Origin of the sequence: Kitasatospora sp. NPDC057542 (assembly GCF_042801945.1) — a bacterium.
Lineage (GTDB): Bacteria > Actinomycetota > Actinomycetes > Streptomycetales > Streptomycetaceae > Kitasatospora.
This window is the reverse complement of record NZ_JBHVFE010000094.1, coordinates 1-23,608: the sequence shown is the minus strand read 5'-3', so window position 1 is coordinate 23,608 and position 23,608 is coordinate 1. Positions and strand designations below refer to the sequence as shown.

The 23,608-nt window shown below is 73.5% G+C and carries 21 protein-coding genes and 1 riboswitch; of the genes, 9 read left to right on the top strand and 12 right to left on the bottom strand.

Translation table 11 applies throughout. The annotated features are described in order from the left end of the window. Positions 1-61: 61 nt before the first annotated feature. A complete protein-coding gene (locus tag ACFU7Y_RS14835) occupies positions 62-253 on the bottom strand; it encodes a DUF5999 family protein (protein WP_188300053.1) in 192 nt (63 codons plus the stop codon). A 400-nt stretch (positions 254-653) separates the two neighbouring features. Beyond that, positions 654-1,226 (bottom strand): hypothetical protein, encoded by a 573-nt coding sequence (locus ACFU7Y_RS14830; protein ID WP_224276631.1) that lies wholly within the window; start codon positions 1,224-1,226, stop codon positions 654-656. A 378-nt stretch (positions 1,227-1,604) separates the two neighbouring features. Between ACFU7Y_RS14830 and ACFU7Y_RS14825 the strand changes: the two genes are divergently transcribed. Together ACFU7Y_RS14825 and ACFU7Y_RS14820 are read left to right on the top strand one after the other, a co-directional pair. Next, positions 1,605-3,110 (top strand): glutamate--cysteine ligase, encoded by a 1,506-nt coding sequence (locus ACFU7Y_RS14825; RefSeq protein ID WP_380768130.1) that lies wholly within the window; start codon positions 1,605-1,607, stop codon positions 3,108-3,110. Positions 3,111-3,204: 94 nt separating this feature from the next. After that, positions 3,205-3,993: a CPBP family intramembrane glutamic endopeptidase gene (locus tag ACFU7Y_RS14820; protein ID WP_224276633.1), complete on the top strand. Its 789-nt coding sequence runs from the start codon at positions 3,205-3,207 to the stop codon at positions 3,991-3,993. On the opposite strand, the gene ACFU7Y_RS14815 is transcribed toward ACFU7Y_RS14820, so the two are convergent. The 6 genes from ACFU7Y_RS14815 to ACFU7Y_RS14790 all read right to left on the bottom strand — a co-directional run bounded on the left by ACFU7Y_RS14815 (position 3,971) and on the right by ACFU7Y_RS14790 (position 9,657). Next, positions 3,971-4,498, bottom strand: a complete 528-nt coding sequence (locus ACFU7Y_RS14815) for an HAD domain-containing protein (RefSeq protein ID WP_224276635.1) — start codon at positions 4,496-4,498, stop codon at positions 3,971-3,973. The genes ACFU7Y_RS14820 and ACFU7Y_RS14815 overlap by 23 nt on opposite strands. Before the next feature lie 100 nt (positions 4,499-4,598). After that, complete coding sequence (locus ACFU7Y_RS14810) at positions 4,599-5,861, bottom strand: MFS transporter (RefSeq protein WP_224276637.1); 1,263 nt, start codon at positions 5,859-5,861, stop codon at positions 4,599-4,601. A 72-nt stretch (positions 5,862-5,933) separates the two neighbouring features. Further along, positions 5,934-6,635, bottom strand: a complete 702-nt coding sequence (locus ACFU7Y_RS14805; RefSeq protein WP_380768127.1) for a dienelactone hydrolase family protein — start codon at positions 6,633-6,635, stop codon at positions 5,934-5,936. 57 nt (positions 6,636-6,692) lie between these two features. Then, complete coding sequence (locus ACFU7Y_RS14800; protein WP_224276648.1) at positions 6,693-8,105, bottom strand: sugar porter family MFS transporter; 1,413 nt, start codon at positions 8,103-8,105, stop codon at positions 6,693-6,695. A gap of 116 nt (positions 8,106-8,221) precedes the next feature. Beyond that, positions 8,222-8,971 carry an FMN-binding negative transcriptional regulator gene (locus ACFU7Y_RS14795; protein ID WP_380768126.1) on the bottom strand — a complete coding sequence of 250 codons (750 nt, stop codon included), beginning with the start codon at positions 8,969-8,971 and terminating at the stop codon, positions 8,222-8,224. 14 nt (positions 8,972-8,985) lie between these two features. Further along, on the bottom strand, positions 8,986-9,657 hold the full coding sequence (locus tag ACFU7Y_RS14790) for a pyridoxamine 5'-phosphate oxidase family protein (protein ID WP_224276650.1): 672 nt from the start codon (positions 9,655-9,657) through the stop codon (positions 8,986-8,988). Between the two features lie 34 nt (positions 9,658-9,691). Here ACFU7Y_RS14790 and ACFU7Y_RS14785 point away from each other — a divergent pair, with 34 nt between their 5' ends. After that, entirely contained in the window at positions 9,692-11,029 is a 1,338-nt protein-coding gene (locus tag ACFU7Y_RS14785; protein ID WP_380768124.1) for an aminotransferase class I/II-fold pyridoxal phosphate-dependent enzyme, read from the top strand. A gap of 267 nt (positions 11,030-11,296) precedes the next feature. Continuing rightward, the gene (locus ACFU7Y_RS14780; RefSeq protein WP_380768123.1) at positions 11,297-12,499 is read left to right on the top strand and encodes a GDSL-type esterase/lipase family protein; all 1,203 of its coding nucleotides are present in this window, start codon (positions 11,297-11,299) and stop codon (positions 12,497-12,499) included. Between the two features lie 57 nt (positions 12,500-12,556). Here the strand turns inward: ACFU7Y_RS14780 and ACFU7Y_RS14775 are convergent, their stop codons facing one another. Next, the gene (locus ACFU7Y_RS14775; RefSeq protein WP_380768122.1) at positions 12,557-13,915 is read right to left on the bottom strand and encodes an NAD(P)/FAD-dependent oxidoreductase; all 1,359 of its coding nucleotides are present in this window, start codon (positions 13,913-13,915) and stop codon (positions 12,557-12,559) included. Positions 13,916-14,127: 212 nt separating this feature from the next. Here ACFU7Y_RS14775 and ACFU7Y_RS14770 point away from each other — a divergent pair, with 212 nt between their 5' ends. The 3 genes from ACFU7Y_RS14770 to ACFU7Y_RS14760 all read left to right on the top strand — a co-directional run bounded on the left by ACFU7Y_RS14770 (position 14,128) and on the right by ACFU7Y_RS14760 (position 15,838). After that, complete coding sequence (locus tag ACFU7Y_RS14770) at positions 14,128-14,883, top strand: HipA family kinase (RefSeq protein WP_224283830.1); 756 nt, start codon at positions 14,128-14,130, stop codon at positions 14,881-14,883. Beyond that, a complete protein-coding gene (locus ACFU7Y_RS14765; RefSeq protein ID WP_224283831.1) occupies positions 14,880-15,296 on the top strand; it encodes a DUF3037 domain-containing protein in 417 nt (138 codons plus the stop codon). The genes ACFU7Y_RS14770 and ACFU7Y_RS14765 overlap by 4 nt, the downstream gene beginning before the upstream one ends. A gap of 86 nt (positions 15,297-15,382) precedes the next feature. Continuing rightward, on the top strand, positions 15,383-15,838 hold the full coding sequence (locus tag ACFU7Y_RS14760) for a MarR family winged helix-turn-helix transcriptional regulator (RefSeq protein ID WP_224283832.1): 456 nt from the start codon (positions 15,383-15,385) through the stop codon (positions 15,836-15,838). A gap of 44 nt (positions 15,839-15,882) precedes the next feature. Here the strand turns inward: ACFU7Y_RS14760 and ACFU7Y_RS14755 are convergent, their stop codons facing one another. Continuing rightward, positions 15,883-18,012 carry a HelD family protein gene (locus ACFU7Y_RS14755; protein WP_380768119.1) on the bottom strand — a complete coding sequence of 710 codons (2,130 nt, stop codon included), beginning with the start codon at positions 18,010-18,012 and terminating at the stop codon, positions 15,883-15,885. A 109-nt stretch (positions 18,013-18,121) separates the two neighbouring features. Between ACFU7Y_RS14755 and purB the strand changes: the two genes are divergently transcribed. Then, the gene (gene purB, locus ACFU7Y_RS14750) at positions 18,122-19,561 is read left to right on the top strand and encodes an adenylosuccinate lyase (RefSeq protein WP_380768118.1); all 1,440 of its coding nucleotides are present in this window, start codon (positions 18,122-18,124) and stop codon (positions 19,559-19,561) included. A 7-nt stretch (positions 19,562-19,568) separates the two neighbouring features. Here purB and ACFU7Y_RS14745 read toward each other — a convergent pair whose 3' ends face one another. Then, complete coding sequence (locus ACFU7Y_RS14745) at positions 19,569-21,110, bottom strand: MFS transporter (RefSeq protein ID WP_380768116.1); 1,542 nt, start codon at positions 21,108-21,110, stop codon at positions 19,569-19,571. Between the two features lie 354 nt (positions 21,111-21,464). Then, positions 21,465-21,602, top strand: a riboswitch (cyclic di-AMP (ydaO/yuaA leader). 2 nt (positions 21,603-21,604) lie between these two features. Here ACFU7Y_RS14745 and ACFU7Y_RS14740 point away from each other — a divergent pair. Next, positions 21,605-22,588, top strand: a complete 984-nt coding sequence (locus ACFU7Y_RS14740) for a peptidoglycan DD-metalloendopeptidase family protein (RefSeq protein WP_380768114.1) — start codon at positions 21,605-21,607, stop codon at positions 22,586-22,588. Between the two features lie 218 nt (positions 22,589-22,806). Here ACFU7Y_RS14740 and ACFU7Y_RS14735 read toward each other — a convergent pair whose 3' ends face one another. Further along, on the bottom strand, positions 22,807-23,526 hold the full coding sequence (locus ACFU7Y_RS14735; protein ID WP_380768112.1) for a DUF2470 domain-containing protein: 720 nt from the start codon (positions 23,524-23,526) through the stop codon (positions 22,807-22,809). Positions 23,527-23,608: the final 82 nt, after the last annotated feature.

The window sequence follows — 23,608 nt, the reverse complement described above, 5'->3', positions numbered from 1 at the left end:
GCCCTGCCCGTTGCGCTGGTCGAGTCGGCGGCTGCCCCCGCCGTACGGCCGGACCGGGTGGTCAGGCCGCGTGGGCGACGGGGCGGCGCGGGGCGATCACCCGGCCGTCGGGCAGCAGTTCTCCGGTGTCCTCGAACAGGACGACGCCGTTGCAGAGCAGGCTCCAGCCCTGCTCCGGGTGGCGGGCCACCGACGCGGCCGCCTCGCGGTCCTCGGACTCGGCCGACGGGCACTCAGGACGGTGCTGGCACATACGCGTACCCTCGCTTCGCTCTGCGATCCTCCCCGTGGTGCGGTCGCCGGAGGTTCGTGCCGTCCGGAACCGCCGCGGTGGTCGGATCCTGTCCGCGCGCCGGCCAGGTGTGGACCGGCGCTCAAGTGGGTAGGACAGGTGGTCCTTCCACGCTGGTTCCCAGTGTCGGCATCTGCGGACCCGCGCGCAGGGATTTCGTGACATGCGCCACAACTCCCGGGCACAGATCACCCGTTCAGGTGGGGCCGACGGGAAAAGGCGCCCCAACGGGTCAGTCGGGATATGGCCCGATCGGGCCATACCGGATGCCCCGGACGGGTGGCGAGCTTCGGGGCGGACGTGTGGGCGCGGCCGAGGGCCGCCGGGCGGGTGGGCCCGGCGGCCCGTGGGTGCCGGCGGGTCAGGAGGAGCCGAGCAGCAGTGGCCTGGCGAGCGGGGCGCGGGCGAGCAGCGGCAGCAGTTCGGCGGCCGGGTAGGCGCGGTGCGCGGTGACGCCGAGCGGGGCCGGGGCCAGGGGGATCAGCAGGTCGGCGGCCGGGCCGGTGTCGGGGCTGTGCAGCCAGAGCGCCGTGGCGTACTGGCCGGGGAAGGTCAGCAGCCGGGGCTGTCGGCGGGTCCGGGAGCCCTGGGCGAGCTGCCAGGCCTCGCGCAGTGCCCGGACCGTCGAGTCGAGGTAGGGGCCGGCGGTGAAGTGGGAGAAGCTGTGGCCCTCGGCGCTCTGCACGACCTCGGCGGCGGCGGCCACGTCGGGGCCGTCCTTGATCAGGAAGCGCCAGCCGGTGCGGCGGGCGGCCGGGAGCTCCGGGCGCGGGCCGTTCAGGACGTGCACCGCGAGCGGGTGGGCGGGGAGCAGTGAGCCGGTCGGATGACGCAGCGCTGCGGCGGCGGGCTGGCGCAGCGCGGTCTCCGAGTCGAGCGCGCCCAGGACCGCGCGCAGGGCGCTCGGCGGGGGCTGAGGGGGTTGCAGAGTCATGGCGGGGTCCGCCTCTCCAAGCGAGATCGGCGTGCGAGTGCGGCATACCGGCGTGGCGCGGCGACGCGTCTTCGGTGACGGGGCCCGGCCGTGTCCGGTTGTGCAGGATCGCGGTGCCGGCACGGTCGTCGCCGTCGACGAGGGCTTCGGGGCGAGGCGGACCGGCCGGAGCGCTGTGCAAATTCGAACAGGTGCGCAGGGTGATCTGTTTATCACAGGCTGTGGTGCCGAGCAAGTCCACAGTTCGTCTGATTTTCCGTCAGATGCCTTGCAATGCAAGCCAGTACGCGCGTTCGGGTATCGATCTTCGAGGTGGGCATGATGCTTGCACGGTCGGTCGACCGGGTGCTCGACGGGGTGGCTCTGGAGGAGGGGACCGTGGGCGAGAAGGTCGTGGCGACTCGGGCGGAACTGGCGGACCGGCAGCTGTACCGGCGCAAGCTCCACACGTGTCTCGAAGCGCTCGGACGGATGCTCCGGGAGGACCGCTTCGACCGGCCGCGGGCGGTGATGGGCCTGGAGATCGAGCTCAACCTGGCCGACGAGCAGGGCCTGCCGGCCATGAACAACGCCCAGGTGCTGAGCGCGATCGGATCCAGCGACTTCCAGACCGAACTGGGCCGGTTCAACATCGAGGTCAACATCACGCCGCACCGGCTCTGCGGGCACGTCTTCGAGGAACTGCGCGAGGAGATCGACACCGGTCTGCGCTACGCCGACCGGCAGGCGGCCGAGGCCGGCGCCCGGATCGTCATGGTGGGCATCCTGCCGACCCTGGAGCACGCCCACACCGGGCTGGACGCGATGAGCCACAACCAGCGGTACAGCCTGCTGAGCGACCAGATCCTGGCCGCCCGCGGGGAGGACATCGCGCTGGACATCGAGGGGGTCGAGCACCTCCAGCTGGAGTCGATCACCATGGTGGCCGAGGCCGCCGCCACCTCGCTCCAGCTGCACCTCCAGGTGACCCCGGAGCGGTTCTCCTCGGTGTGGAACGCGGCCCAGGCGATCTGCGGGCCGCAGCTCGCGCTCGGCGCCAACTCGCCGTTCCTGTTCGGGCGGGAGCTGTGGCGGGAGACCCGCCCGGTGCTCTTCCAGCAGGCCTGTGACACTCGTACGGCGGAACTCAAGGCGCAGGGCGTGCGCCCGATCACGTGGTTCGGCGAGCGCTGGGTGGACTCGGCGTACGACCTGTTCGAGGAGAACCTGCGGTACTTCCCCGCGCTGCTGCCGATCTGCGACGACGAGGACCCGCTGAAGGTGCTGGCCTCCGGCGGGGCGCCCAGGCTCGCCGAGATGCGGCTGCACAACGGCACCATCTACCGCTGGAACCGCCCGGTGTACGACGTCGCGGGCGGGGTGGCGCACCTGCGGGTGGAGAACCGGGCGCTGCCGGCCGGACCGACGGTGGCCGACACGCTGGCCAACGCCGCCTTCTACTACGGGCTGGTGCGGGTGCTCGCCGAGCAGCCCAGGCCGGTGTGGACCCGGCTGCCGTTCGAGCGGGCGGACGAGAACTTCCGGCAGGGCGCCCGGTACGGCATCGACGCGGTGTTCCAGTGGCCGCGCCCCGGGCGGGCCGGGCGCGGCGGCGGGCTGCAGACCGTGTCCGCGGTCGACCTGGTGCTGAACGACCTGCTGCCGATGGCCTACCAGGGCCTCGACGAGTGGGGCGTGGAGCCTGCCGACCGGGACCGCTACCTGGGCATCATCGAGCAGCGCTGCCTGCGCCGCACCAACGGCGCGTCCTGGCAGAGCGCGACCTTCCACCGGCTGCGCGAGCAGTACGGGATGGACCGGCCGGCCGCGCTCGCCGCGATGACCAGGCGCTACGCCGAACACATGCGCGGCGGCGAGCCGGTGCACACCTGGCCGGTGGGCTGAGACCTCCTCACCAGGCGGTCAGGCGGTTGTGTCAGGATGATCGCTCCGGCGGTCGGCCGACGGCCGGAGCGACCGTCCGTCCGCTGGAGCCCCCGTGACCACCGTCCCGACCGCGCCGGAGACCGCGAAGCCCACCCGTCGGCTGTTCGGCGTGGAGCTGCTGATCGTCCTCGGCCTCTCCCTCGGGGCCAGCGGGATCAGTGCGCTGATCAGCTTCACCGGCTCGCTCACCGAACCGCTCAAGCTCGGCCAGCAGGTCGCCACGCTGAACGGCTCGCGGGCGCCCGGGCGCCCCTGGCTGGACCTGGTGTGGCAGCTGTACTACATCGGGCGCGGGCTGATGCCGGTGGTGCTGGTCGGCTACCTGTTGGTGCGCGAGGGCGTCGCGCTGCGGGTGCTGGGTTTCGACCTCGGGCAGAAGCTGCGCGACCTGGGGCGGGGCGCCGCCGTCGCGGCCGCGATCGGCGGGTCGGGGCTGGCGCTCTACCTGGCCTCGCAGGCGGCCGGGTACAACCTGACGGTGGCGCCGTCCGGGCTGCCGGACGTCTGGTGGCGGCTGCCGGTGCTGGTGCTGTCGGCCTGGCAGAACGCCATCCTGGAGGAGGTCGTCGTCCTCGGCTACCTGCTGCGCCGGGTGGGGCAGCTGGGGTGGTCCTGGCCGGCGGCGGTGGCGGCGAGTTCGGTGCTGCGCGGCTCGTACCACCTGTACCAGGGGGTCGGCGGGCTGGTCGGCAACATGGTGATGGGCGCGGTGTTCTGCCTGCTGTACCGGCGGTGGGGGCGGGTGATGCCGCTGGTGGTGGCGCACGCGCTGATCGACACGGTGGCCTTCGCCGGGTACGCGCTGCTGGCCGGGCACGTCAGCTGGCTGCCCACCCCCTGAGCGACAGCGCCCGGCCGCGCGGCGGGCGGGCGAGCAGCCGGTCGACGTGCCGGCGCTCCAGGCCCTGGCCGGGGTCGACGCGCAGCAACAGGCGGTCCCGGCGCCACCGGGAGCGGCGGACCAGCCGGGGTGGGATGACGTCGTCCACCCAGGCGAACGGCCGGCCCTCGGCGTGGCGCAGCAGCGGGGCCCACTTGGCTGCGGAGAACAGCTCCATCAGCGGGACGCGCGGGTCGCCGGGCCGGGGGACGTAGCCGGTGAAGGTGACCACCGGGAGCGGGTCCAGGCCGATCGCCGGGGCGATGTGGGCGTTGGCGTGCTCCTCCCAGGTGGTGGCCCAGACCAGGTCGTACGTTCCGGCGAGCTCGCGCAGCCAGGCGCCGTGCCGGGTGGACAGCAGGACGGTGTAGCCGAACAGGGTGTGGGCATCGAATTCGGCGTCCGGGTGCGGGCAGAGCGGGTTCAGGACGCCGTCGACGTCCAGGAACAGCAGTGGCTTCGGCACCGGTGGCCCCTCGGAGACGGTGGTGTTTCCTGACCGTTCGGACGCCCCTCGCGCACCTCCGGTTGCCCACGGGTGGGCGCACGCGGGGCGCACAGGGCGCTCACGGGGCGGGCGCGGGTTCGCTGACGGGCACCGGTGCGTCCGTCGTGCTTCGGCGGCTCAGCCGGCGCACCTGCGGGTCCACCAGGACGACCGCGCTGAGCACCAGACAGATGACGGCGCACGCCCAGAGCGCGCCGGACAGGCCGAGCGCCACGGCGGCGGGGCCGGCCAGCGCGGTGCCGACCGGGGCCAGCGAGTAGGAGCCGAGCTCGTCGTACGCGGTGACCCGGGAGAACATCTCCTCGGGTATCTCCTGCTGGAGCGCGACCATCCAGTTGACGCCGAAGACGGTGACGCCGACGCCGGACAGGAACATCGCGACGACCAGCAGCGGCAGCGGCACCCCGGCGGCGAGGGCCAGCGCGGGCACGCCGAACAGGAAGACCCCCCAGTTGCCGACCAGCAGGATCCGGCGGGGCCGCCAGCGCGTCATCAGGACACCTGTGGCCACCAGGCCCACGCCGTAGGCGGACATCGCCAGGCCCCAGGCACCCGCGCCGCCGAGCCGCTCCTCGGCGGCGGTCGGCCCGTACACCGACTCCACCGCGTTGATGCAGGCGACCAGGACGGAGAACTGGAGCACGATCACCCAGAGCCAGCGGCGGGAGGCGAACTCCCGCCAGCCCTCGCGCAGATCGCGCAGCATGCTGCTGCCGGAGGGGGCCGGGCCCTTCTCCGGCTCCAGGAGGAAGCGCAGGGCGCCGGCGATCAGGAAGCAGAGGGCGTCCAGGGCGAGCACCCAGCCGGGGCCGACGACGGCGGTGAGCGCGCCGCCGAGGGCGGCGCCGCCGATCTGGGAGGCGTTGAGGCCCATCCGGAAGACCGCGAAGGCGCGGGCGGCGTGCTCCTGGGGGACGGCCTGCATGATCATGCCGCCGGAGGCGGGAGCGTAGAGGGCGTAGCCGGCCCCGCCGGCCGCGGAGAGCGCCAGCATCTGCCAGAGCCGGACGTCCCCGGTCAGGACCAGGGCGGCCAGGACGGCCTGGGAGACCCCGCTGAACACGTTGGCGGCGACCATGATCAGGTGGCGCGGCAGCCGGTCGGCGAGGGTGCCGCCGACCACCATGAGCAGCACGGTGGGCACCAGCCGGGCGGCGGTGACGTAGCCGAGGTCGGTGGTGGTGCCGCCGGTGCCGAGTACGGCGAAGGCGGTGGCGATGGGGGCGCCGGCGTTGCCGAGGCCGCTGATCACGGTGGCGGCGGTCTGGATGCGGAAGTTGCGGCTCGCCCAGGCGAAGCGACGTGAGGGTGGGGTCGGCACCCGGTGACTATGCCGTGGGGCCGTACGGGTGTCCATCGTTTTTCATGCCGGGGCCTGTCGGGGCGTGGGGTTTCAGCCGAGGTGGCCCCAGAGGAAGGTGAGGGTGCGGCGCCAGGCGATCCGGGCCTGGAGCGGGTCGTAGGTGCCGATCAGGTTCTCGTCGTTCATGAAGGCGTGGCCGGCCGGGTAGAAGTGGATCTCCGGGCGGACGTCGGTGGCCTCGCCGATCCGGATCGCGGCCTCGTCCACGGTGGCCATCGGGATCGAGCCGTCCAGCTCGCCGAAGTGGCCGAGCACATGGGCGGTCAGCCCGCGGTAGTCGAAGTCCGGGTCGGGCGGCAGGCCGTAGAACGGGACCACGGCGGCCACCTTGTCGCCGGCCCTGGCGGCCAGCAGCAGGGCGAAGCCGCCGCCCATGCAGAAGCCGACCACCCCGACCGCGTCGCCGACCACGCCGTCCAGCGCGAGCAGGTGGTCGACGGCCCCGGCCAGGTCCTCCACCGCCCGGTCGACCGGGAGCTCGCGCATGAGCCGGGCCGCCTCGGCGCCGTCGTGGCTGGTGGTGCCGCCGAACAGGTCGGGGGCGAGGACGGTGAAGCCCTCGGCGGCGAAGCGGTCGGCCACGTCGGCGACGTGCGAGGTGAGCCCCCACCACTCCTGGACCACCACCAGGCCCGGCCCGACGCCCTGCGGCGGGCGGGCCAGGTAGCCGTGCGCGGTACGGCCGTTGCTCGGGAAGGTGACGTTCTGCCGGGAGCCGCCCTGGTCAGGCATGGTTTCCTCTCGATGGGTCGGGCCGCGAGCGGCGGGGTTCGGCGGGGCGGGCCCTGGTCAGCCCATCTCCTCCAGGGCGCGGCCCTTGGTCTCCTTGATGCAGAAGGCCACGAACGGGATGGAGAGCAGCGCGAAGGCCGCGTAGATGGCGTACGTCGCGGAGAGGTTCCAGTCGGCGAGGTCCGGGAAACTGACGGTGATCGCCCAGTTGGCGATCCACTGCGCCGAGGCGGCGACGGACAGCGCCAGCGCGCGGATCCGGTTGGGGAACATCTCGCCGAGCAGGACCCAGACCACCACGCCCCAGGAGAAGGCGAAGCAGAGCACGAAGACGTGCGCGGCGATCAGGGCGACGACGGCGTGGGTGTTGTCCAGCGTGGCGGTGTTGCCGGTGCCGTGCCGGTAGGAGAACGCCCAGGCGGCGGTGCCCAGCGCGGCCGCCATGCCGATCGAGCCGGCCATGGCCAGCGGCTTGCGGCCGATCCGGTCCACCAGGGCCATCGCGATCACCGTGCCGATCACGTTGATGATCGAGGTGGAGAGGCTGATCAGCAGCGAGTTGGACTCGTTGATGCCGACCGACTGCCACAGGAAGGACGAGTAGTAGAAGATCACGTTGATGCCGACGAACTGCTGGAACACCGAGGCGCCGATGCCGACCCAGACGATCGGCAGCAGACCGAAACGGCCGCCCGTCAGGTCCTTGATCCGGGGCTTGTGAGCGGACTCCAGCACCGCGCGGATCTCGGCCACCCGGGTGTCCAGGTCCACCCCCTCGCCCTCGACCTCGACCAGCACCTTGCGGGCCTGCGCCTCGCGGTGGTCGGCGATCAGGAAGCGCGGCGACTCCGGGATGGTGAGCGCCATCAGCCCGTACACCAGGGCCGGGATGGCCTCGACGCCGAGCATCCACTGCCAGGCCTGGATGCCGCCGAGGTGGTTGGTGGACTCGCCGCCGGCGGCCTGGTTGAGGGCCCAGTTGGCGAGCTGGGAGACGGTGATGCCGAGCACGATCGCCATTTGCTGGAAGGAGGCGAGCCGGCCGCGGTAGGCGGTCGGGGCGACCTCGGCGATGTAGGTGGGGGCGATCACCGAGGCGATGCCGATCGCGATGCCGCCGACCACGCGCCAGGCGGCGAGGGCCTCGATGTTCGGCGGGAACATCGAGCCGATGCCGCTGGCCGCGAACAGCACGGCGGCCAGCAGCATCGTGCGGACCCGGCCGAGGTGGTCGGCGAGCCGGCCGGCGATCACCGCGCCCACCGCCGAGCCGAGCAGCGCGATGGCCACCACGAAGGCGGTGGTGCCGTGGCCGACCCCGAAGTGCTTCTGGATGCCCGTCACGGCGCCGTTGATCACCGCGCTGTCGTAGCCGAACAGGAAACCGCCCATGGCGGCGGCCGCCGAGATGAACACCACGTGGCCGAGGTGGGCCTCGCCGGCTGCCCGTTGGCTGTTGACTGAGGACACGCGCGCTCCCGGGGTGGACGGGCCCGCCCTGACGCCGAGTGGGCAGGGTTCGTCTCACATTCGAGCAGCGCCGGGGCCGCCCTGCGCGAGTTGGAAGCCGACCGGGTGATCCCGGGTCAGCCGGTGACGCGCGGTCGGTCGGTGCGCAGGGGCGGGCCGTACGAGCGGTCGGTGCGCGGGGCGTTGTCCAGGGGACCGGTGGTGCCCTCCGGGGTGGTTCGCGGTACGGCGGTGCGTCGCCGGTGACGGCGGAGCAACTGGGTACGGGCGGCGGCGTACTGGTCGCGGCCGCGCCCCCGGCCGTCGGCGCGCTCGGCGAGTCGGTCGGCGATCGCGTACTGCGTCTCGGCGGGCTTCTTGTCGTCGTACTTGAACTTGGCCCGCACCTCGTTGACGGTCAGCCGGAGCCCGCGCAGCCCGGGCAGCTGCCGGGCCAACTCGCCCTCGCCGGGCACCACCCGGACCTCCGGCGTCTCGGGCTGGAAGTGCGCCAGCTGGCGGTTGAGGATCTCCGCCTTGGCGGCCGCGGACTCCACCACCTCGGCGGTGCAGTGGAAGTGGACCGAGGCGTAGTAGCTGGTGGGCGTGCCCGGTGCGCCGCGCCAGTGGCCCGGGGCGAAGGCGTAGCCGTCGGTGACCGCGAGGGTGACCTGCGGGTCGGCCCGGACGGCGGCCAGCAGCGGGTTGGGCGCGGCGAGGTGGAGCAGGACCTCGCCGCGTTCGGCGTCCAGCAGGAAGTGTGTCGGGACGAGCACCGGGCCCTCGCCGGGGGCGCCGTTGGCCGCGAGCAGGCCGAAGTCGCGGCCCTCGGCCAGCCAGGCGCGCCACTCGTCCTCGTCGCCGCGGTCCCAGGATCTGATCAGCACGGGTGGGCCTCCCGTCAGCGGGGGTAGCCGCGCAGGTGCGCGGGGAGCGGGGCGGTGGTGCCGGGGTGCGGCTCGGGGGTGCCGTGCACGGTGGTGACCGGGATCAGGCCGGACCAGTACGGCAGGCCGGTGTCCTCCGGGTCGTCGTCGGCGCCGTCCTCGCGGGTCTTGGCCGAGACCTCGTCCAGCTCCAGCCGGAGGACGGCGGTGGCGGCGAGCTCCTTGGCGTTGGCCGGACGGACCTCGGCGGAGCGCCCCGGTATCGCGTGGTCGACCAGGGCGGCGAGCGCGACGTCCAGCTCCTCGGGCTCGGTGACCTGGTGCGCGGTGCCGTGGGCGACCACCGAGCGGAAGTTCACCGAGTGGTTGAACGCGGACTTGGTCAGCACCAGCGCGTCGACCTGGGTGACGGTGATGCAGACCGGCATGCCCTGCTCGCCGGAGGCGTTGCGCAGCGGGCGGCTGCCGGTGGAGCCGTGGACGTAGAGCCGGCCGCCGACCCGGGCGAAGATCGTCGGCAGGACCACGGGGGCGCCGTCGACCACGAAGCCGAGGTGGCAGATGTAGGCGCTGTCGAGGATGGCGTGGATCTCCTCCTGCTCCCAGGTGGCCCGGTCCCGGTAACGGGTGGGGGTGGTCCTGGGGGTTCGGGAGTAGCTGGGCGAACCTTCCGGGCTGGCTGACATGACATCCTCTATGTACTAGTGCATAATTTGCTTTGTGCTAGGAGACTATCCGCTGAAAGGGCGACGCGCCAGCGAAATCGCGGCCCACATCGAGCAGGGCGTGAGCAGCGGGCAGCTCGCCCCCGGGACGACGCTGCCCCCGCTGCGCGACCTCGCCGCCGAACTGGGCGTCAACCCCAACACCGTCGCCGCCGCCTACCGGCTGCTGCGCGACCGCGGCGTGATCGAGACCGCCGGCCGCAAGGGCAGCCGCATCCTGCCCAGGCCCGCGCTCACCCCGCGCGACCGGATCCGCATCCCCGTCCCGCCGCACGCCCGCGACCTGTCCACCGGCAACCCCGACCCGGCCCTGCTGCCCGACCTCGCCCAGGCCCTCGCGGCCGCTGCCGAGGCCGCGCGCACCGACCCGGTGCTGTACGGGCACGAGGCCGTCGACCCGCAGCTGCTGGCGCTCGCCCGTGCCTCCTTCGAGGCCGACGGCCTGCCCGGCGGCCCGATCGCCGTCGCCTCCGGTTCGCTGGACACCATCGAACGGATCCTCGGCGCCCGGCTGCGCCCCGGTGACGCGGTGGCCGTCGAGGACCCGGGCTGGGGCAGCCTGCTCGACCTGCTGCCCGCGCTGGGACTGAGGCACGTGCCCGTCCGGCTGGACGACGAGGGCCTGCTGCCGGACGCGCTGGCCGCGGCGCTGGCCGAGGGCGTGCGGGCCGTGGTGGTCACCAGCCGGGCGCAGAACCCGACCGGGGCGGCGCTCACCGCGCGGCGGGCCGAGGCGCTGAAGGCCGTCCTGGCCGACCACCCGGGCGTGCTGCTGATCGAGGACGACCACGGGCACGGCATGGTCGACCAGCCGTACCACCCGCTGGTCGGCGCCGGTACCCGGCACTGGGCGGTGGTGCGCTCGGCGGCCAAGGCGTACGGGCCGGACCTGCGGGTCTCGGTGGCGGTCGGCGACCAGGAGACGATCGGGCGGGTGGCCGGCCGGCTGCGGCTGGGCGCCGGCTGGGTCAGCCACCTGCTGCAGCGCACCGTCGCGGAGCTGTGGCGCAGCGACGCGGCGCCGGCCGACCGGGTGGCCGCCGCGTACCGGGCCCGGCGGGACGCACTGCTGGGCGAGCTGGCGGCCCGCGGGATCGCCGCGCACGGGCGGAGCGGGCTGAACGTCTGGGTGCCGGTGCCGGACGAGACCTCGGTGCTGGCGGCGCTGGTGCAGCGCGGCTGGGTCGCGGCGCCCGGCGCGCGGTACCGGATCCAGTCGCCGCCCGGGCTGCGGTTCACCACTTCGCGGCTGGAGGCGGCGCAGGCGCGGGAGCTGGCGGAGGACCTGGCGGCGGTGCTGGAGGCGGACAGGGGCGGGTCGCGGCTGGTGTGAACCCCGGACGGGGTGGGGCCCGGTGCGGGAGGGTTCCGTCGCGGGTCGGGCAGGTGTGGCGGGTGTGAACCGCGGGCGGCATCCGGTCGTCGGCTGCCCGCCTGGTCTGAACCCGGCGGTAACAAAAGCGGAAACCTCGCGCAGATGCCTAGCGGTAGGCGGCGCGGGCATGTCATCTTCTTCGCGCCACCGGCCGGCGGCCCACCCTCACCCAGGCGTCTTCCCGTTCCCCATTCCCCGGGAAGACCGAGCCGCAGGAGTTTCGCAGTGCCCGAGAACCATTCGAGCATCACCCGCAGCACCGCTCGCCCCGGCCGACGGCTGCTCACCGCAGCCCTCGCCCTCCCGCTCGCCGTCGCGGGCCTGGCCGTCGCCTCGCCGGCCTCCGCCGCACCGGCCGCGCCGGCCGCCGTGCCGTCCGGGCCCACCGCCAGCGTCACGCTCGGCGACAGCTACATCTCCGGGGAGGCCGGCCGCTGGAAGGGCAACTCGGCCGGTACCAGCGGCAGCCGCAACGGCACCGACCGGGCCTGGACCGGCAGTTCGTACGACCCCTCGCGGGTCTACGGCGCCACCGCCGCGAGCGGGTGCGACCGCTCGGACGTCGCCGAGGTGCTCAGCGCCTCGACCGGGGCCCAGAACGAGATCAACCTGGCCTGCTCCGGTGCCGTCACCGCGAACATCTTCCGCGCGGCCAACGGCGGGAAGTCGTTCAAGGGCGAGGCCCCGCAGGCCGACCAACTCGCCACCGTGGCACGGCAGAACAACGTGAAGCTGATCACCCTGTCGATCGGCGGCAATGACCTGGGCTTCGCGGACGTCATCTCCAACTGCGTGCAGGACTACCTGATCTGGTACTCGTACTGCCACGACTCCGCGCAGTCCTCGATCGACTCGAAGATGCCCACGGCGATGGCCGGGGTCGGCAAGGCGATCGACGAGATCCGCGCGGTGATGGCCGACGCCGGTTACGCGCCGTCGGACTACCGCCTGGTGCTGCAGTCCTACCCGTCGCCGATCCCGCGCAGCGCCGAGATGCGGTACCCGGAAAGCGGGTGGACCCGCTCCGACACCGGCGGCTGCCCGTTCTGGGACGGGGACGCCGACTGGGCCCGCGACTCGATGGTGCCGCAGATCTCCCGGGCGCTGGCGGGCGTCGCCGCCGCCAAGGGCGCGCAGTTCCTGGACCTGTCGGACATGCTGCAGGGCCGCGAGGTGTGCTCGACGGCCACCCGGCAGCCGACCGCGAGCTCCGGCCCGTCCGCGACCACCAGCGAGTGGGCGCGCTTCCTGGACGGCGGGCTCAACTCCACGCAGGGCGCGCTGCAGGAGTCGATGCACCCCAACTACTACGGCCAGCAGGCGGTCGGGCGCTGCCTGACGCTGCTGTGGGGGCGTCCGAGCGGCGACTACGCGTGCCGCAACACGGCCGGGCAGGACGCGAGCGGGATGTACCTGACCGCACGGTGACCGCGTGATCCGGCGCCCCCGCAGCCAGGCCGCGGGGGCGCCGTTCGGCTGTGCTGCTCAGCCCTTGGCGAGCAGGGACTGGGCGTGCGCGCGAACCTGATCCTTCGTCAAGTACGCGTCGGTGTACTCGAAATCCCGCAACCTGGCGGGCTGGCGGGAGAGGAAGCCGATGCGGACGAAGTCGTCGCCTGCGGTGGCGTTGAGCAGCCAGTTGGTGCTCACCCGGAACTTGGCCACGTTGGTGCGCATCGCCATCAGGTGGTAGCCGCGCGCCACCACCTGGGCGGGAACCCCGTGCAGCTCCACGCCGAGCGGCTTGGAGACCGCGTCCTTGCCGCCGAGGTCGACCACCAGGCCCAGGTCCTTGTGGTAGTACGGCTCCAGGGGCTGGTTGTGGAGCGAGGCGATCACGTTGTTCGCGACCGTGCGGCCCTGGCGGGCGGCGTGCTGGGCGGTGGGCGGGCAGACCGCGCCGTCGCCCTTGGCGAGGTCGGGGACGGCGGCGGCGTCGCCGAGCGCGAACACACCCTCGAACTGCGGCACCCGCATCTCCGCCGTCACGGCGAGCCGGCCGCGGACCGTCTCGGCGTCCAGGGTGCCGATCAGCGGGCTCGCCGCCACGCCGGCGGTCCAGATCAGCGTGCGGCAGGGGAGCACCCGGCCGTCGGTGAACTTGACCGTCTCGGCGCCGACTTCGGCCACCGAGACGCCCAGCGACACCTCGATCCCGCGGTCGCGCAGCACCTCCAGGGCGGCCTCGCCGAGCGGGTCGCCGAGCTCCGGCATCAGCTTCGGGGCGATGTCGATCAGGTGCCACTTGATCTGCCGGGCGTCCAGGCGCGGGTAGCGGTGGGCGGCGGCGGTGGTCAGGCGCTGGAGGCAGGCGGCCGTCTCGGTGCCCGCGTAGCCGCCGCCGACCACCACGAACTGGAGCCGGGACTCGCGTTCCTTCTGGTCCAGGGTTGCGGAGGCGAGGTCGAGTTGGGCGATCACGTGGTCGCGGACGTAGGCCGCCTCGGCGAGCGTCTTCATGCCGCGGGCGTAGTCGGTGAGGCCGGGGATGTCGAAGGTGCGGGTGACGCTCCCGGGGGCGAGCACCAGGAAGTCGTACTTCTGCGCGACCACCTCGTCGGTGACCTTGCGGACGACGCACACCTTGGAGGCCGGGTCCACACCGATGGCGCCGCCGGGGAGGATGTGGGTGCGGCGCAGCGAGCGGCGCAGGGAGACGGCCACGGACTGTGGGGTGAGGACGCCGGCCGCGACGTGGGGGAGGAGGGGGAGGTAGAGCTGGTAGCTGAACGGCGTGACCAGCGAGATCTCGGCCTCCGACGGTGACAGCTTGCGTTCGAGGCGGCGGGCGCACTCCAGGCCGGCGAAGCCACCGCCCACGATCAGGATCCGAGGTCGTTCCATCGCTCATCCCTTTGCCGTGAAGGTCCCCATGTCTGTCCGCCACACTCGCACGGAGCAGCGGGGGCTGCCACCGGGGCGGGGCGGATGAGGGAGGGGTGGGGCCGGGGCGGGCGCCCTGGGGCGGGGAGGCGGGGTGGGGTGCCGGCGTGTGTGCGGGGTGGCGGCGGGTGGAAGAGAGAGGAAGTGGCGGTGACACCGATAAGCTGTCGGCCGTGCTACCCGAGGTGACGGCGATCCGGTACGTGACGCCACTGCGAGAAGGCGGCTCGATGCCGGGCCTGGTCGAGGCCGACGATCGGCGGCTCTACGCGCTGAAATGGGTCGGTGCGGCACAGGGCCGTAAGGCGCTGGTCGCGGAGGTGCTGGCCGGGGAGCTCGGCCGGCGGCTCGGGCTGCCGGTGCCGGAGCTGGTGACGGTCGACCTGGACCCGGTGCTCGCGCGCAGCGAGCCGGACCACCAGATCCAGGATCAGATGCGCGCCAGCGGCGGGACCAACCTCGGGATGGCCTTCGTCAGCGGTGCGCTCAACTTCGACCCGCTCTGCTTCGAGGTGGACCCGGAGCTCGCCGGGCAGGTGCTCTGGTTCGACGCGCTGATCGGCAACGTCGACCGGTCCTGGCGCAACCCCAACCTGCTGGTGGCGACCGGCGGGCTGCGGCTGATCGACCACGGCGCCAGCCTGATCTTCCACCACAACTGGTCGGGCGCCGCCGCCTGGATCCGCCGTCCGTACGACGCCTTCGACCATGCGCTGCTGCGGGCCCAGCCGGACCTGGCGGCGGCCGACAAGGCGCTCGCGCCGCTCGCCGAGGCGGCGATCGAGGGCGCGGTGGCGCAGATTCCGGAGGTCTGGCTGGTGGACGAGTTCGGCTTCGACTCGCCCGACGAGGTGCGCGCCGCGTACCGTGCCCAGCTGACCGAGCGACTGGCCGGTCCGCGTGACTGGCTGCCGGAGGTGCCCGCATGACCGAGTCCGTGCCGTCCGCGCTGCCGGCCACCATCGAGTTGCACGACTACGAGTACGCCGTGATCCGCGCGGTGCCGAGGGTCGAGCGCGGCGAGTGCGTCAACGTCGGGGTGCTGCTGTACTGCCGGCAGAGCTCGCACCTGGCCGCCCGTACCCACCTGGACCAGGCCCGGCTTCTGGCGCTGGACCCGGTGGCGGACGTGCAGGGCGTACGGCGGGCGCTGCACGGGATCGAGGCGGTCTGCCACGGCGGGCCGGAGGCCGGTCCGGCGGCAGGGGACAGCGCCGGGCAGCGGTTCCGCTGGCTGACCGCGCCGCGCAGCGCGATCGTCCAGCCGGGGCCGGTGCACACCGGGCTGACCGCGGACCCGGAGGCGGAGCTGCGGCGACTGTTCGACCAGCTGGTGTTGTAGGGCACCGGGCGGGTGTGAGCTGTCTCGCCGACGGTTGCCCCGGTCAAAGCTTGAGTTGCTGAAGGACCTGGTCGTACGCTGGCCCCATGGGTTCGACAGCGACGACGACCGTACCGACCAACGCCGAGTTGATGGAGGCGTTGGCCGCCGTCGGTGCCGCGTACTTCCAGGACTTCGCGGCGGCCGCGGCCCGGCACGGGCTCTCCTCCTCGCAGGCTAAGGCGCTGGGCGCGGTGCAGGAGCCGGTGCCGATGCGGGCGCTGGCCGGACGGCTGGGCTGCGACGCGTCGAACGTCACCGGGATCGTGGACCGGCTGGAGTCGCTGGGCCTGGCCAACCGTGAGGCGGCGGCGGGTGACCGGCGGGTCAAGATCGTGGTGATCACGGCCGAGGGCCGGGAGATCCTGAACCGCATCCGCGGCGAGATGGCCCGGACCCACCAGGCCTTCGAGGCGATGACCGACGAACAGCGGATCGCCCTGCACTCGATCTGCGGCCAGGTGCTGCCGGTGCTGGCCGGCCGTACGGGCGGCGCGCAGTAGCACCCGCGCCGCCCGACCCCCGCGGGCCGTCCGTGCCGTTCCGGTCAGAGCAGGCCGGCGAGCTCCGGTGGCAGCGGCCGGTGGTGGAGCAGGGTGAGTGAGCGGGTGGCTCTGGTCACCGCGACGTAGAGGTCGCGCGGGGCGAGCGCGGCCGGTTCGACCACCACGACCGCGTCGAACTCCAGCCCCTTGGCGTCCGCCACGGTGAGCGCGTCCAGTGGTCCGGCCAGGGCGTCCGGTGCGATCACACCGAGGGTGCCCGGGCCGTCGGGCTGCCGGGCGAGCGCGGCGGCGAAGTCGCCGTCCGGGACGGGGACCGCGCGCGGCTGCTCGGTGCCCGGGCGGATGGACTCGGGCGGCCGGTGGCCGGGTACGGCGGTGCGCAGCACGGCGGAGGCGAGGGCCATGACGGGTGCCGGCGTGCGGTAGTTGACGGTCAGCCGCTCCTCGCGCCAGCGACCGGGCAGGTGCGGGTCGAGCATCTCGGCCCAACTGCGGGCTCCGGCGGGCGATCCGGTCTGGGCGACGTCGCCGACGATGGTGAGCGAGTTGGTCGGGACGCGCCGCAGGACGGCGCGCCAGGCCATCGCGGACAGCTCCTGCGCCTCGTCCACGACGACGTGGCCGTACGCCCAGGTGCGGTCGGCGGCGGCGCGTTCGGCGGTGGAGCGGTACGGGCCGCCGTCGCGGAAGCGCTCGGCCAGGGCGGCGGAGTCCAGCAGGGCGTCGTCGGTCTGCCCGGTGATGGTCAGCACGCCCTGGGCGAAGGCGAGTTCGTCCGGATCCTGGTCGGCGGGAGCGGGTGCCCGTTCCGCGCCCAGGAGTTCGGCGGCCTCGTCGAGCAGCGGGACGTCCTCGACCGTCCAGTGGGAGCCGGGCGGGCGGAGCAGGGCGGCCGCGTGCTCGGGGGCCGCCTCGGTGAGCAACTCCCGGTCGGTGAGCAGCCGTTCGATCAGCTGCTGGGGGGTGAGCCGGGGCCAGAGCGGGTCGAGCACGGCGCGGACGTCCGCTCGCTCCCAGAGCTCGCGCGGGGCGTAGTGCGCCTCCTCGTCGTCGTACGGGCGGCCGAGGGCGAGCGCCTGGGAGATGGCGAGGGCGTCGAGCAGGGTGCCCAGGTAGAAACCCCGGGCCCGGTTGTGCGGCAGCCGCAGGCCGCGGGCGGCGTCCCGGGCCTGGGCGCAGGCCCGGGCGGAGACCTGTAACCCGTCGCCGAGGTCCAGTCCTTCGGCGGGGGCGCTCTGGTGGGCGGCCAGCGCGCGGCGGAGCACCCCGGCCATCCAGGGGCCGCCCTTGGCGAAGGCCGTGGCGGGGGTGTCGGTGCCGGTGGTGGCGACGCCGGGGACGAGTTCGCCGACGGTGCGCAGCACCACCTCGGTCTCGCCGAGGGCGGGCAGCACCTCGTCGATGTACCGCAGGAAGCCGGGGTTGGGGCCGATCACCAGCACGCCCCGGCGCTCCAGCGCGGCGCGGTGGGTGAACAGCAGGTAGGCGGCGCGGTGCAGGGCGGCCAGCGTCTTGCCGGTGCCGGGGCCGCCCTGGACCACCAGGGCGCCGCGCAGCGGGGAGCGGATCACCCGGTCCTGCTCGGCCTGGATGGTGGCGACGGCGGTGCCCATCCGGCCGGTGCGCTCGCGGTCGAGGGCGGCGAGCAGCGCGGCCTCGCCGACCAGGGCGCGTCGACCGGACTCGTCCAGCCCGGCGAGGTCGAGCGCCTCGTCGTCCAGGCCGGTGAGGACGCGGCCCCGGGTGTGCAGGTGGCGGCGGCGCACCACGGGGCCGGGGTGGGCGGGGGTCGCGGTGTAGAACGGGCGGGCGGCCGGGGTGCGCCAGTCGAGCAGCAGCGGTTCGTACGCCTCGTCGGTGAGGCCGGTGCGGCCGATGTAGTGGACGGTGCCGTCGCGCTCGTCGAGCCGGCCGAAGCACAGGCCGCGCTCGACCGCGTCCAGCCGGGCGACGTGGCGGGCGGCCTCGCGCGCACGCACCTCGCGTTCCAGCCGGGCCTGGTGGGTGCCGCCGGGCGCGGCGCCGTCGTGGGCGTCGTCGGCGGCGCGGCGGGCCCGTTCGCGTACGGCGTCCAGCCGGGCGTAGAGCCGGGTGAGGTGGGCCTGCTCGGTGCGCAGGGCCGTGGCGAGGGCGCCGCTGGAGTTCCGTGCGTCCGCTGGAGGTTCGCTCATCGATGTGGTATCCTTGCGGTGAGGAGGCTGTGGAGCGTCATCTGAAAGGCGCTCAATTGACCCAGCCTACCCCATCCGCCGACGCCCGGCGTGACCTCGGCTGTTACTCTTGCGAAGCGTGAGCGCGAAGCCCCAGATCCCCAATGTCCTGGCCTCCCGGTACGCCTCGGCGACCCTGGCCCAGCTGTGGTCCCCCGAGCACAAGGTGGTCCTTGAGCGCCACCTGTGGCTCGCCGTCCTGAAGGCCCAGCAGGACCTCGGCGTCGAGGTGCCGGCGAACGCCGTCGCCGACTACGAGCGAGTGATCGACCAGGTCGACCTCGGCTCGATCGCGGCCCGTGAGCGGGTCACCCGTCACGACGTGAAGGCCCGGATCGAGGAGTTCAGCGAGCTCGCCGGGCACGAGCAGATCCACAAGGGCATGACCTCCCGGGACCTGACCGAGAACGTCGAGCAGCTGCAGATCCGTCAGTCCCTCGAACACGTGCGGGACCGTACGGTGGCCGTGCTGGTGCGCCTGGCCAAGCTGGCCGCCCAGCACTCCGAGCTGGTCATGGCCGGCCGCTCGCACAACGTGGCCGCGCAGGCCACCACCCTGGGCAAGCGGTTCGCGTCGATCGCCGACGAGCTGCTGGTCGCCTTCCGCCGTCTGGAGGAGCTGATCGCCCGCTACCCGCTGCGCGGGATCAAGGGCCCGGTCGGCACCGCCCAGGACATGCTGGACCTGCTCGGCGGTGACACCGGGAAGCTGGCCGAGCTGGAGCGCCGGGTCGCCGGGCACCTCGGTTTCGACCACGTGCTGACCAGCGTCGGCCAGGTCTACCCGCGCTCGCTGGACTTCGAGGTGCTCACCGCCCTCGTCCAGCTGGCCGCCGCGCCGTCCAGCCTGGCCAAGACCATCCGCCTGATGGCCGGCCACGAGCTGGTCACGGAGGGCTTCAAGGAGGGCCAGGTCGGCTCCTCCGCGATGCCCCACAAGATGAACACCCGCTCCTGCGAGCGCGTCAACGGCCTGGCCGTCATCCTGCGCGGCTACGCCTCGATGACCGGCGAGCTGGCCGGTGACCAGTGGAACGAGGGCGACGTCTCCTGCTCGGTGGTGCGCCGGGTCGCGCTGCCGGACGCGTTCTTCGCCTTCGACGGCCTGCTGGAGACCTTCCTCACCGTCCTCGACGAGTTCGGCGCCTTCCCCGCCGTGATCGAGGCCGAGCTGGACCGCTACCTGCCGTTCCTCGCCACCACCAAGGTGCTGATGGGCGCGGTGCGCGCGGGCGTCGGCCGGGAGGCCGGGCACGAGGTCATCAAGGAGCACGCCGTCGCCTCCGCGCTGGCGATGCGCGCGGGCGCCCGGGAGAACGAGCTGCTGGACCGGCTGGCCGCCGACGAGCGGATCCCGCTGGACCGGGCCGCGCTGGACGCGCTGCTGGCCGACCGGCTGTCCTTCACCGGTGCGGCCGGTGCCCAGGTCGCCGAGGTGGTCCGCCAGGTGGAGGCCGTCGCGGCCGCCTACCCGGAGGCCGCCAAGTACGCGCCGGCCGACATTCTCTGACGTCGGATCAGCTCTGAGCCGAGGGCCCTGCCGCCGGACCGGTGGCGGGGCCCTCGCGCGTCGTGGGGACGTGGCCCGGGTCGAACGGCGGGGTGGTGGTGCCGCACGGCCAGTCGCAGTTCGGCTCGGCCACCGCTTGCTCCTCGGGGGCGAGCACATTGCCCCGTACGGTCGCGGAGGCGATCAGCCCGCCGGCGACCAGCAGGCCCGCGCAGATCAGCATCGCGGTGTGGAAGGCGGAGTCGACCGAGGCGGGCACCCGGTAGGCGTCACCGCTCAGCCCGGCCAGCGCCGGCAGGGCGGCCACCGCGAGCAGGCCGGCCGCGCGGGCGGCGGCGTTGTTGACCCCGCTGGCGATGCCCGCGTGCCGGACGTCGACGGCGGCCAGCACGGTCGCCGTCAGCGGCGCGACCAGCACGGTCATTCCGCAGCCCATCACCGTGACGGCGGGTAGCACGTCCGCCCAGTACGAGGAGTCCGGGCCGATGCGCAGCATCAGCAGCACCCCGGCGGCGCACAGCATGGGACCGACGGTGAGCGGGATGCGCGGGCCGATCCGTTTGCCGAGGCGCCCGGCGCGCGCGGACAGCGCCAGCATCAGCACGGTGATCGGCACCAGCGCGAAGCCCGAGACCAGCGGCGAGAACCCGGACACGATCTGGAGCTGCACCACCAGCAGGAAGAAGACGCCGCTGAACGCCGCGTACACGCACAGGGTGACCAGGTTCACCGCGGTGAACAGCCGGGAGGAGAACAGGCCGAGCGGCAGCATCGGCTCGGGGGCACGGCGCTCGACGGCCACGAAGGCGGCGCCGGCCGTCAGCCCGATCGCCCCGCTGACCCAGACGGCGGGGGACAGGCCCTCGCCGGCCGCGGTCAGCGCGTAGGTGACCGCGCCGAGGGCGAAGGCGGCGAGCGCGGCACCGAGCACGTCGAAGCGGCCGGAGGCGTCCTTGTCCCGGCTCTCCGGCACCGAGCGGGTGGTGACCGCGACCACGGCGACGGCGAGCGGCAGGTTCAGCAGGAAGATCCAGCGCCAGCCGGGACCGTCCACCAGCCAGCCGCCGAGGAAGGGACCGACCGCGGCCGACACCCCGCCGAAGCCGGACCAGAGGCCGACCGCCGTCGAGCGGTCGTCAGGGTGGAAGACCGCCTGGAGCATGGCGAGCGAGCCGGGGGTGAGCAGTGCCCCGCCGATGCCCTGGACGGCGCGGGCGGCGATCAGCACCCGGATGTCCGGTGCGACGGCGCAGGCCGCGGAGGCGGCGGCGAACCAGACCACGCCGACCAGGAAGACCTTGCGCCGCCCGTACCGGTCGCCGAGCGCGCCGCCGAGCAGGATCAGGCCCGCCAGGGTGAGCAGATAGGCGTTCAGCGTCCATTGCAGGGACGCCAGGGAGGCACCGAGGTCGGCGCCGATCCGGGGCAGGGCGACGTTCACCACGGTGCCGTCGAGCATCGCCATGCTGGAGCCGAGCACCGTCGCCAGTAGTACCCAGCGCCCCTGCGCGGTGCCCAGGCGCAGGGTGCCGGTCTCGGAGGTGGCCACGGGCGAATCCTGCGCTGCCGGGGCGCACGTGACAAGGGTCACCGGTGGGTGTGTTGACCGAGGGCGGTGCGTGAAGGGGCGGGTGCGCTGCGTCGCGGATCTCGGCGCAGGGTCGTGGATCAGTGGCGGGGGGTGAATGGGTTGTGTACGTATCGTGCGGTCCGGCCTGCGGAGGGTCACTGGGTCCGGGGGGATCGTTGCCGTTTCAAGAGATCGACATTGCTTCACCCGAACGGATGGGTTTTAGTTCAGCGACCGCCCGGCCAGTCCGGACGGATCCACCGGGTGGAACGCCGAGTCCTGCCGCTGCCCGGTGGTTCGAAACGAACTCTGCACGGCAGGAGTGGGGGACCCACAGGTAAGTCGCCGGACCGGAGTTCGCGCCTCAGGGCGCGGGTGTCCAGGACCGGCTCGGGGTGAAGCCGCGCATGCGGCCGGGCAACTCCAGCCCGAACCCGACAGCTCACCTCGCAGGCGTCGGAGAGGAAAATTCCATGCCTGCTCAGGCCCGTCGTATCGCCCTGCCCCGCGCTGCCCGCATCGGCATCGCCACCGCCGTCACCGGTGTCTCCTTCGCCCTCCCGCTCGTGACCGCGGTGAGCGCCCAGGCCCACATCGTTCCGGCCGCCCCGGTCGCGCAGGCTGCCGCCTCCACCGGCGCCAAGCCGGCCGCGCAGGCCGCTGCTCCGGCCGCCCAGGCCGCGCAGGAGAGCTACCGCGTCGTCAGCGGCGACACCCTGTCCAAGATCGCCGCCGCCAAGAACGTCGAGGGCGGCTGGCACGCGCTGTACGAGCAGAACCGCTCGGTCGTCGGTGCCGACCCGAACCTGATCTTCCCGGGCCAGCAGCTCGCGCTGCCGGGCCACGCCGCCGCGCCGTCCGCCGACGCTGCTCCGGCGAAGCCCGCCGCACCGGCCAAGCCCGCCGCTCCGGCGACCCAGGCCACCACGCCGCAGGCCCAGGTCCAGGTGAAGACCGAGGCGGCCAAGCCGTCCGCGCAGCTCCAGACCCAGCTGCAGGTCGCCGCTCCGGCCCAGGTTGTGACCGCCACTCCGGTCGCCGCCGCCACCTCCGGCTTCGTCGCCCCGCTGGCCAACCCGAAGCTGGGCACCGCCTACGGCGTGGCCGGTTCGATGTGGGCTTCCGGCCACCACACCGGCCAGGACTTCATCGCCTCCACCGGCACCCCGCTGCGCGCCGTCGCCAACGGTGTCGTGGTCAAGGCCGGCAACGGCGGCGCCTACGGCAACCAGGTCGAGATCAAGCTCGCCGACGGCCACTACGCCGAGTACGCACACCTCTCCTCGATCGGTGTGAAGCTCGGTCAGGCCGTCACCGTCGGCCAGCAGATCGGCCTCTCCGGTGCCACGGGCAACGTGACCGGCCCGCACCTGCACTTCGAGATCCGCAACGGCTCGGAGTACGGCTCGGACATCAACCCGGTCGCCTACCTGCGCGCGCACGGCGTCGCGCTCTGAGCCCGAGGCACTCCGACCTCGCGGGGCCCTGAGCCCCGAAGGTTTCAGGAACCGCCGCTGCTGCGGGGCGAATCGATCCTCCGGGATGGTCATGTCGGGTGACCGCTCGACCGGGTGATCGCCGCACAGTGGACATGGGCGCGGGACACGCCCAGGCCGGCCCGGCTTCATGAGGACCTCCTCGTGGAGCCGGGCCGGCTGCTTCGTTCGAGCGGGAGTCAGTGCCGGTGGACCGGCAGGCCGTACCGGGCGGCGGCCAGCAGCTCGTGCATCCGGTGGCCGAAGTCGTCGGTGTCCCGAGCCGGTTCGGGAAAGGCCAGGCGGACGTCGCGGTGGCCGTGCGGGTGGTCCAGGCGCAGCACCAGGCCGTAGCGGTCCAGCGCGAGCGGGCGGACCTCCGGCTCGTGGGCGAGCACGGCCGGGTCCAGCAGCCGGGTGAGGACGTCGAGCGCCTCGGCGTGGTCGTCGGCGAGGTGGGTGAGCAGCGCGGCCTCGTGCCGGGCCAGCGGGTCGGGGGCGGCGAGGGCGAGGTCGTCGGCGGTGACTGCGCCGGTGCCGTACGGGGTGGCGAGGACGGCGTGGGCGACGTCCACCCGCAGGTGTACGCCGAGGCCGTCGTCGGTGAGGTGGGCCAGGTGCAGCCGGCCGGCCAGGGTGAGGCGGGCGCGGACGCGGTCGCGGACGGCGACGGGGGAGACGTCGGTGATGTCGAGGACGACGGCGAGGCCGTCGGTGGCACCGGCGGCGGCCGTGGTGAGCGGGTCGTCCAGGGCGGTGCGCAGCCGCAGCCGGGAGCCGTGCACGGAGACCGGGGTGTCCAGGTGGTGGTGCTCGCCCAGGGCGCGGACGGTGAGCGAGGAGGTCGTGCTGAGCAGGCTGTGGATCCGTTCGGCGGTGGTGGGCTCGGGGACCTCGGTGGCGCCGGTGGGCAGGCTCATGGGCGGACCTCCAGTAAGTTAGGTGAGCCTAACCTAATGCGGGGGTGGGGGTGTGGCAAGCAGGCGTCCGGACGGGCGGAAG

Excerpts from the sequence above, each read along its gene's own strand:
- ACFU7Y_RS14835 (WP_188300053.1), bottom strand. The coding sequence starts at position 253 with ATGTGCCAGCACCGTCCTGAGTGCCCGTCGGCCGAGTCCGAGGACCGC.
- ACFU7Y_RS14830 (WP_224276631.1), bottom strand. The coding sequence starts at position 1,226 with ATGACTCTGCAACCCCCTCAGCCCCCGCCGAGCGCCCTGCGCGCGGTC.
- ACFU7Y_RS14805 (WP_380768127.1), bottom strand. The coding sequence starts at position 6,635 with ATGCCTGACCAGGGCGGCTCCCGGCAGAACGTCACCTTCCCGAGCAAC.
- ACFU7Y_RS14790 (WP_224276650.1), bottom strand. The coding sequence starts at position 9,657 with ATGTCAGCCAGCCCGGAAGGTTCGCCCAGCTACTCCCGAACCCCCAGG.
- ACFU7Y_RS14775 (WP_380768122.1), bottom strand. The coding sequence starts at position 13,915 with ATGGAACGACCTCGGATCCTGATCGTGGGCGGTGGCTTCGCCGGCCTG.
- ACFU7Y_RS14765 (WP_224283831.1), top strand. The coding sequence starts at position 14,880 with ATGACCGAGTCCGTGCCGTCCGCGCTGCCGGCCACCATCGAGTTGCAC.
- ACFU7Y_RS14760 (WP_224283832.1), top strand. The coding sequence starts at position 15,383 with ATGGGTTCGACAGCGACGACGACCGTACCGACCAACGCCGAGTTGATG.
- ACFU7Y_RS14755 (WP_380768119.1), bottom strand. The coding sequence starts at position 18,012 with ATGAGCGAACCTCCAGCGGACGCACGGAACTCCAGCGGCGCCCTCGCC.
- ACFU7Y_RS14740 (WP_380768114.1), top strand. The coding sequence starts at position 21,605 with ATGCCTGCTCAGGCCCGTCGTATCGCCCTGCCCCGCGCTGCCCGCATC.
- ACFU7Y_RS14735 (WP_380768112.1), bottom strand. The coding sequence starts at position 23,526 with ATGAGCCTGCCCACCGGCGCCACCGAGGTCCCCGAGCCCACCACCGCC.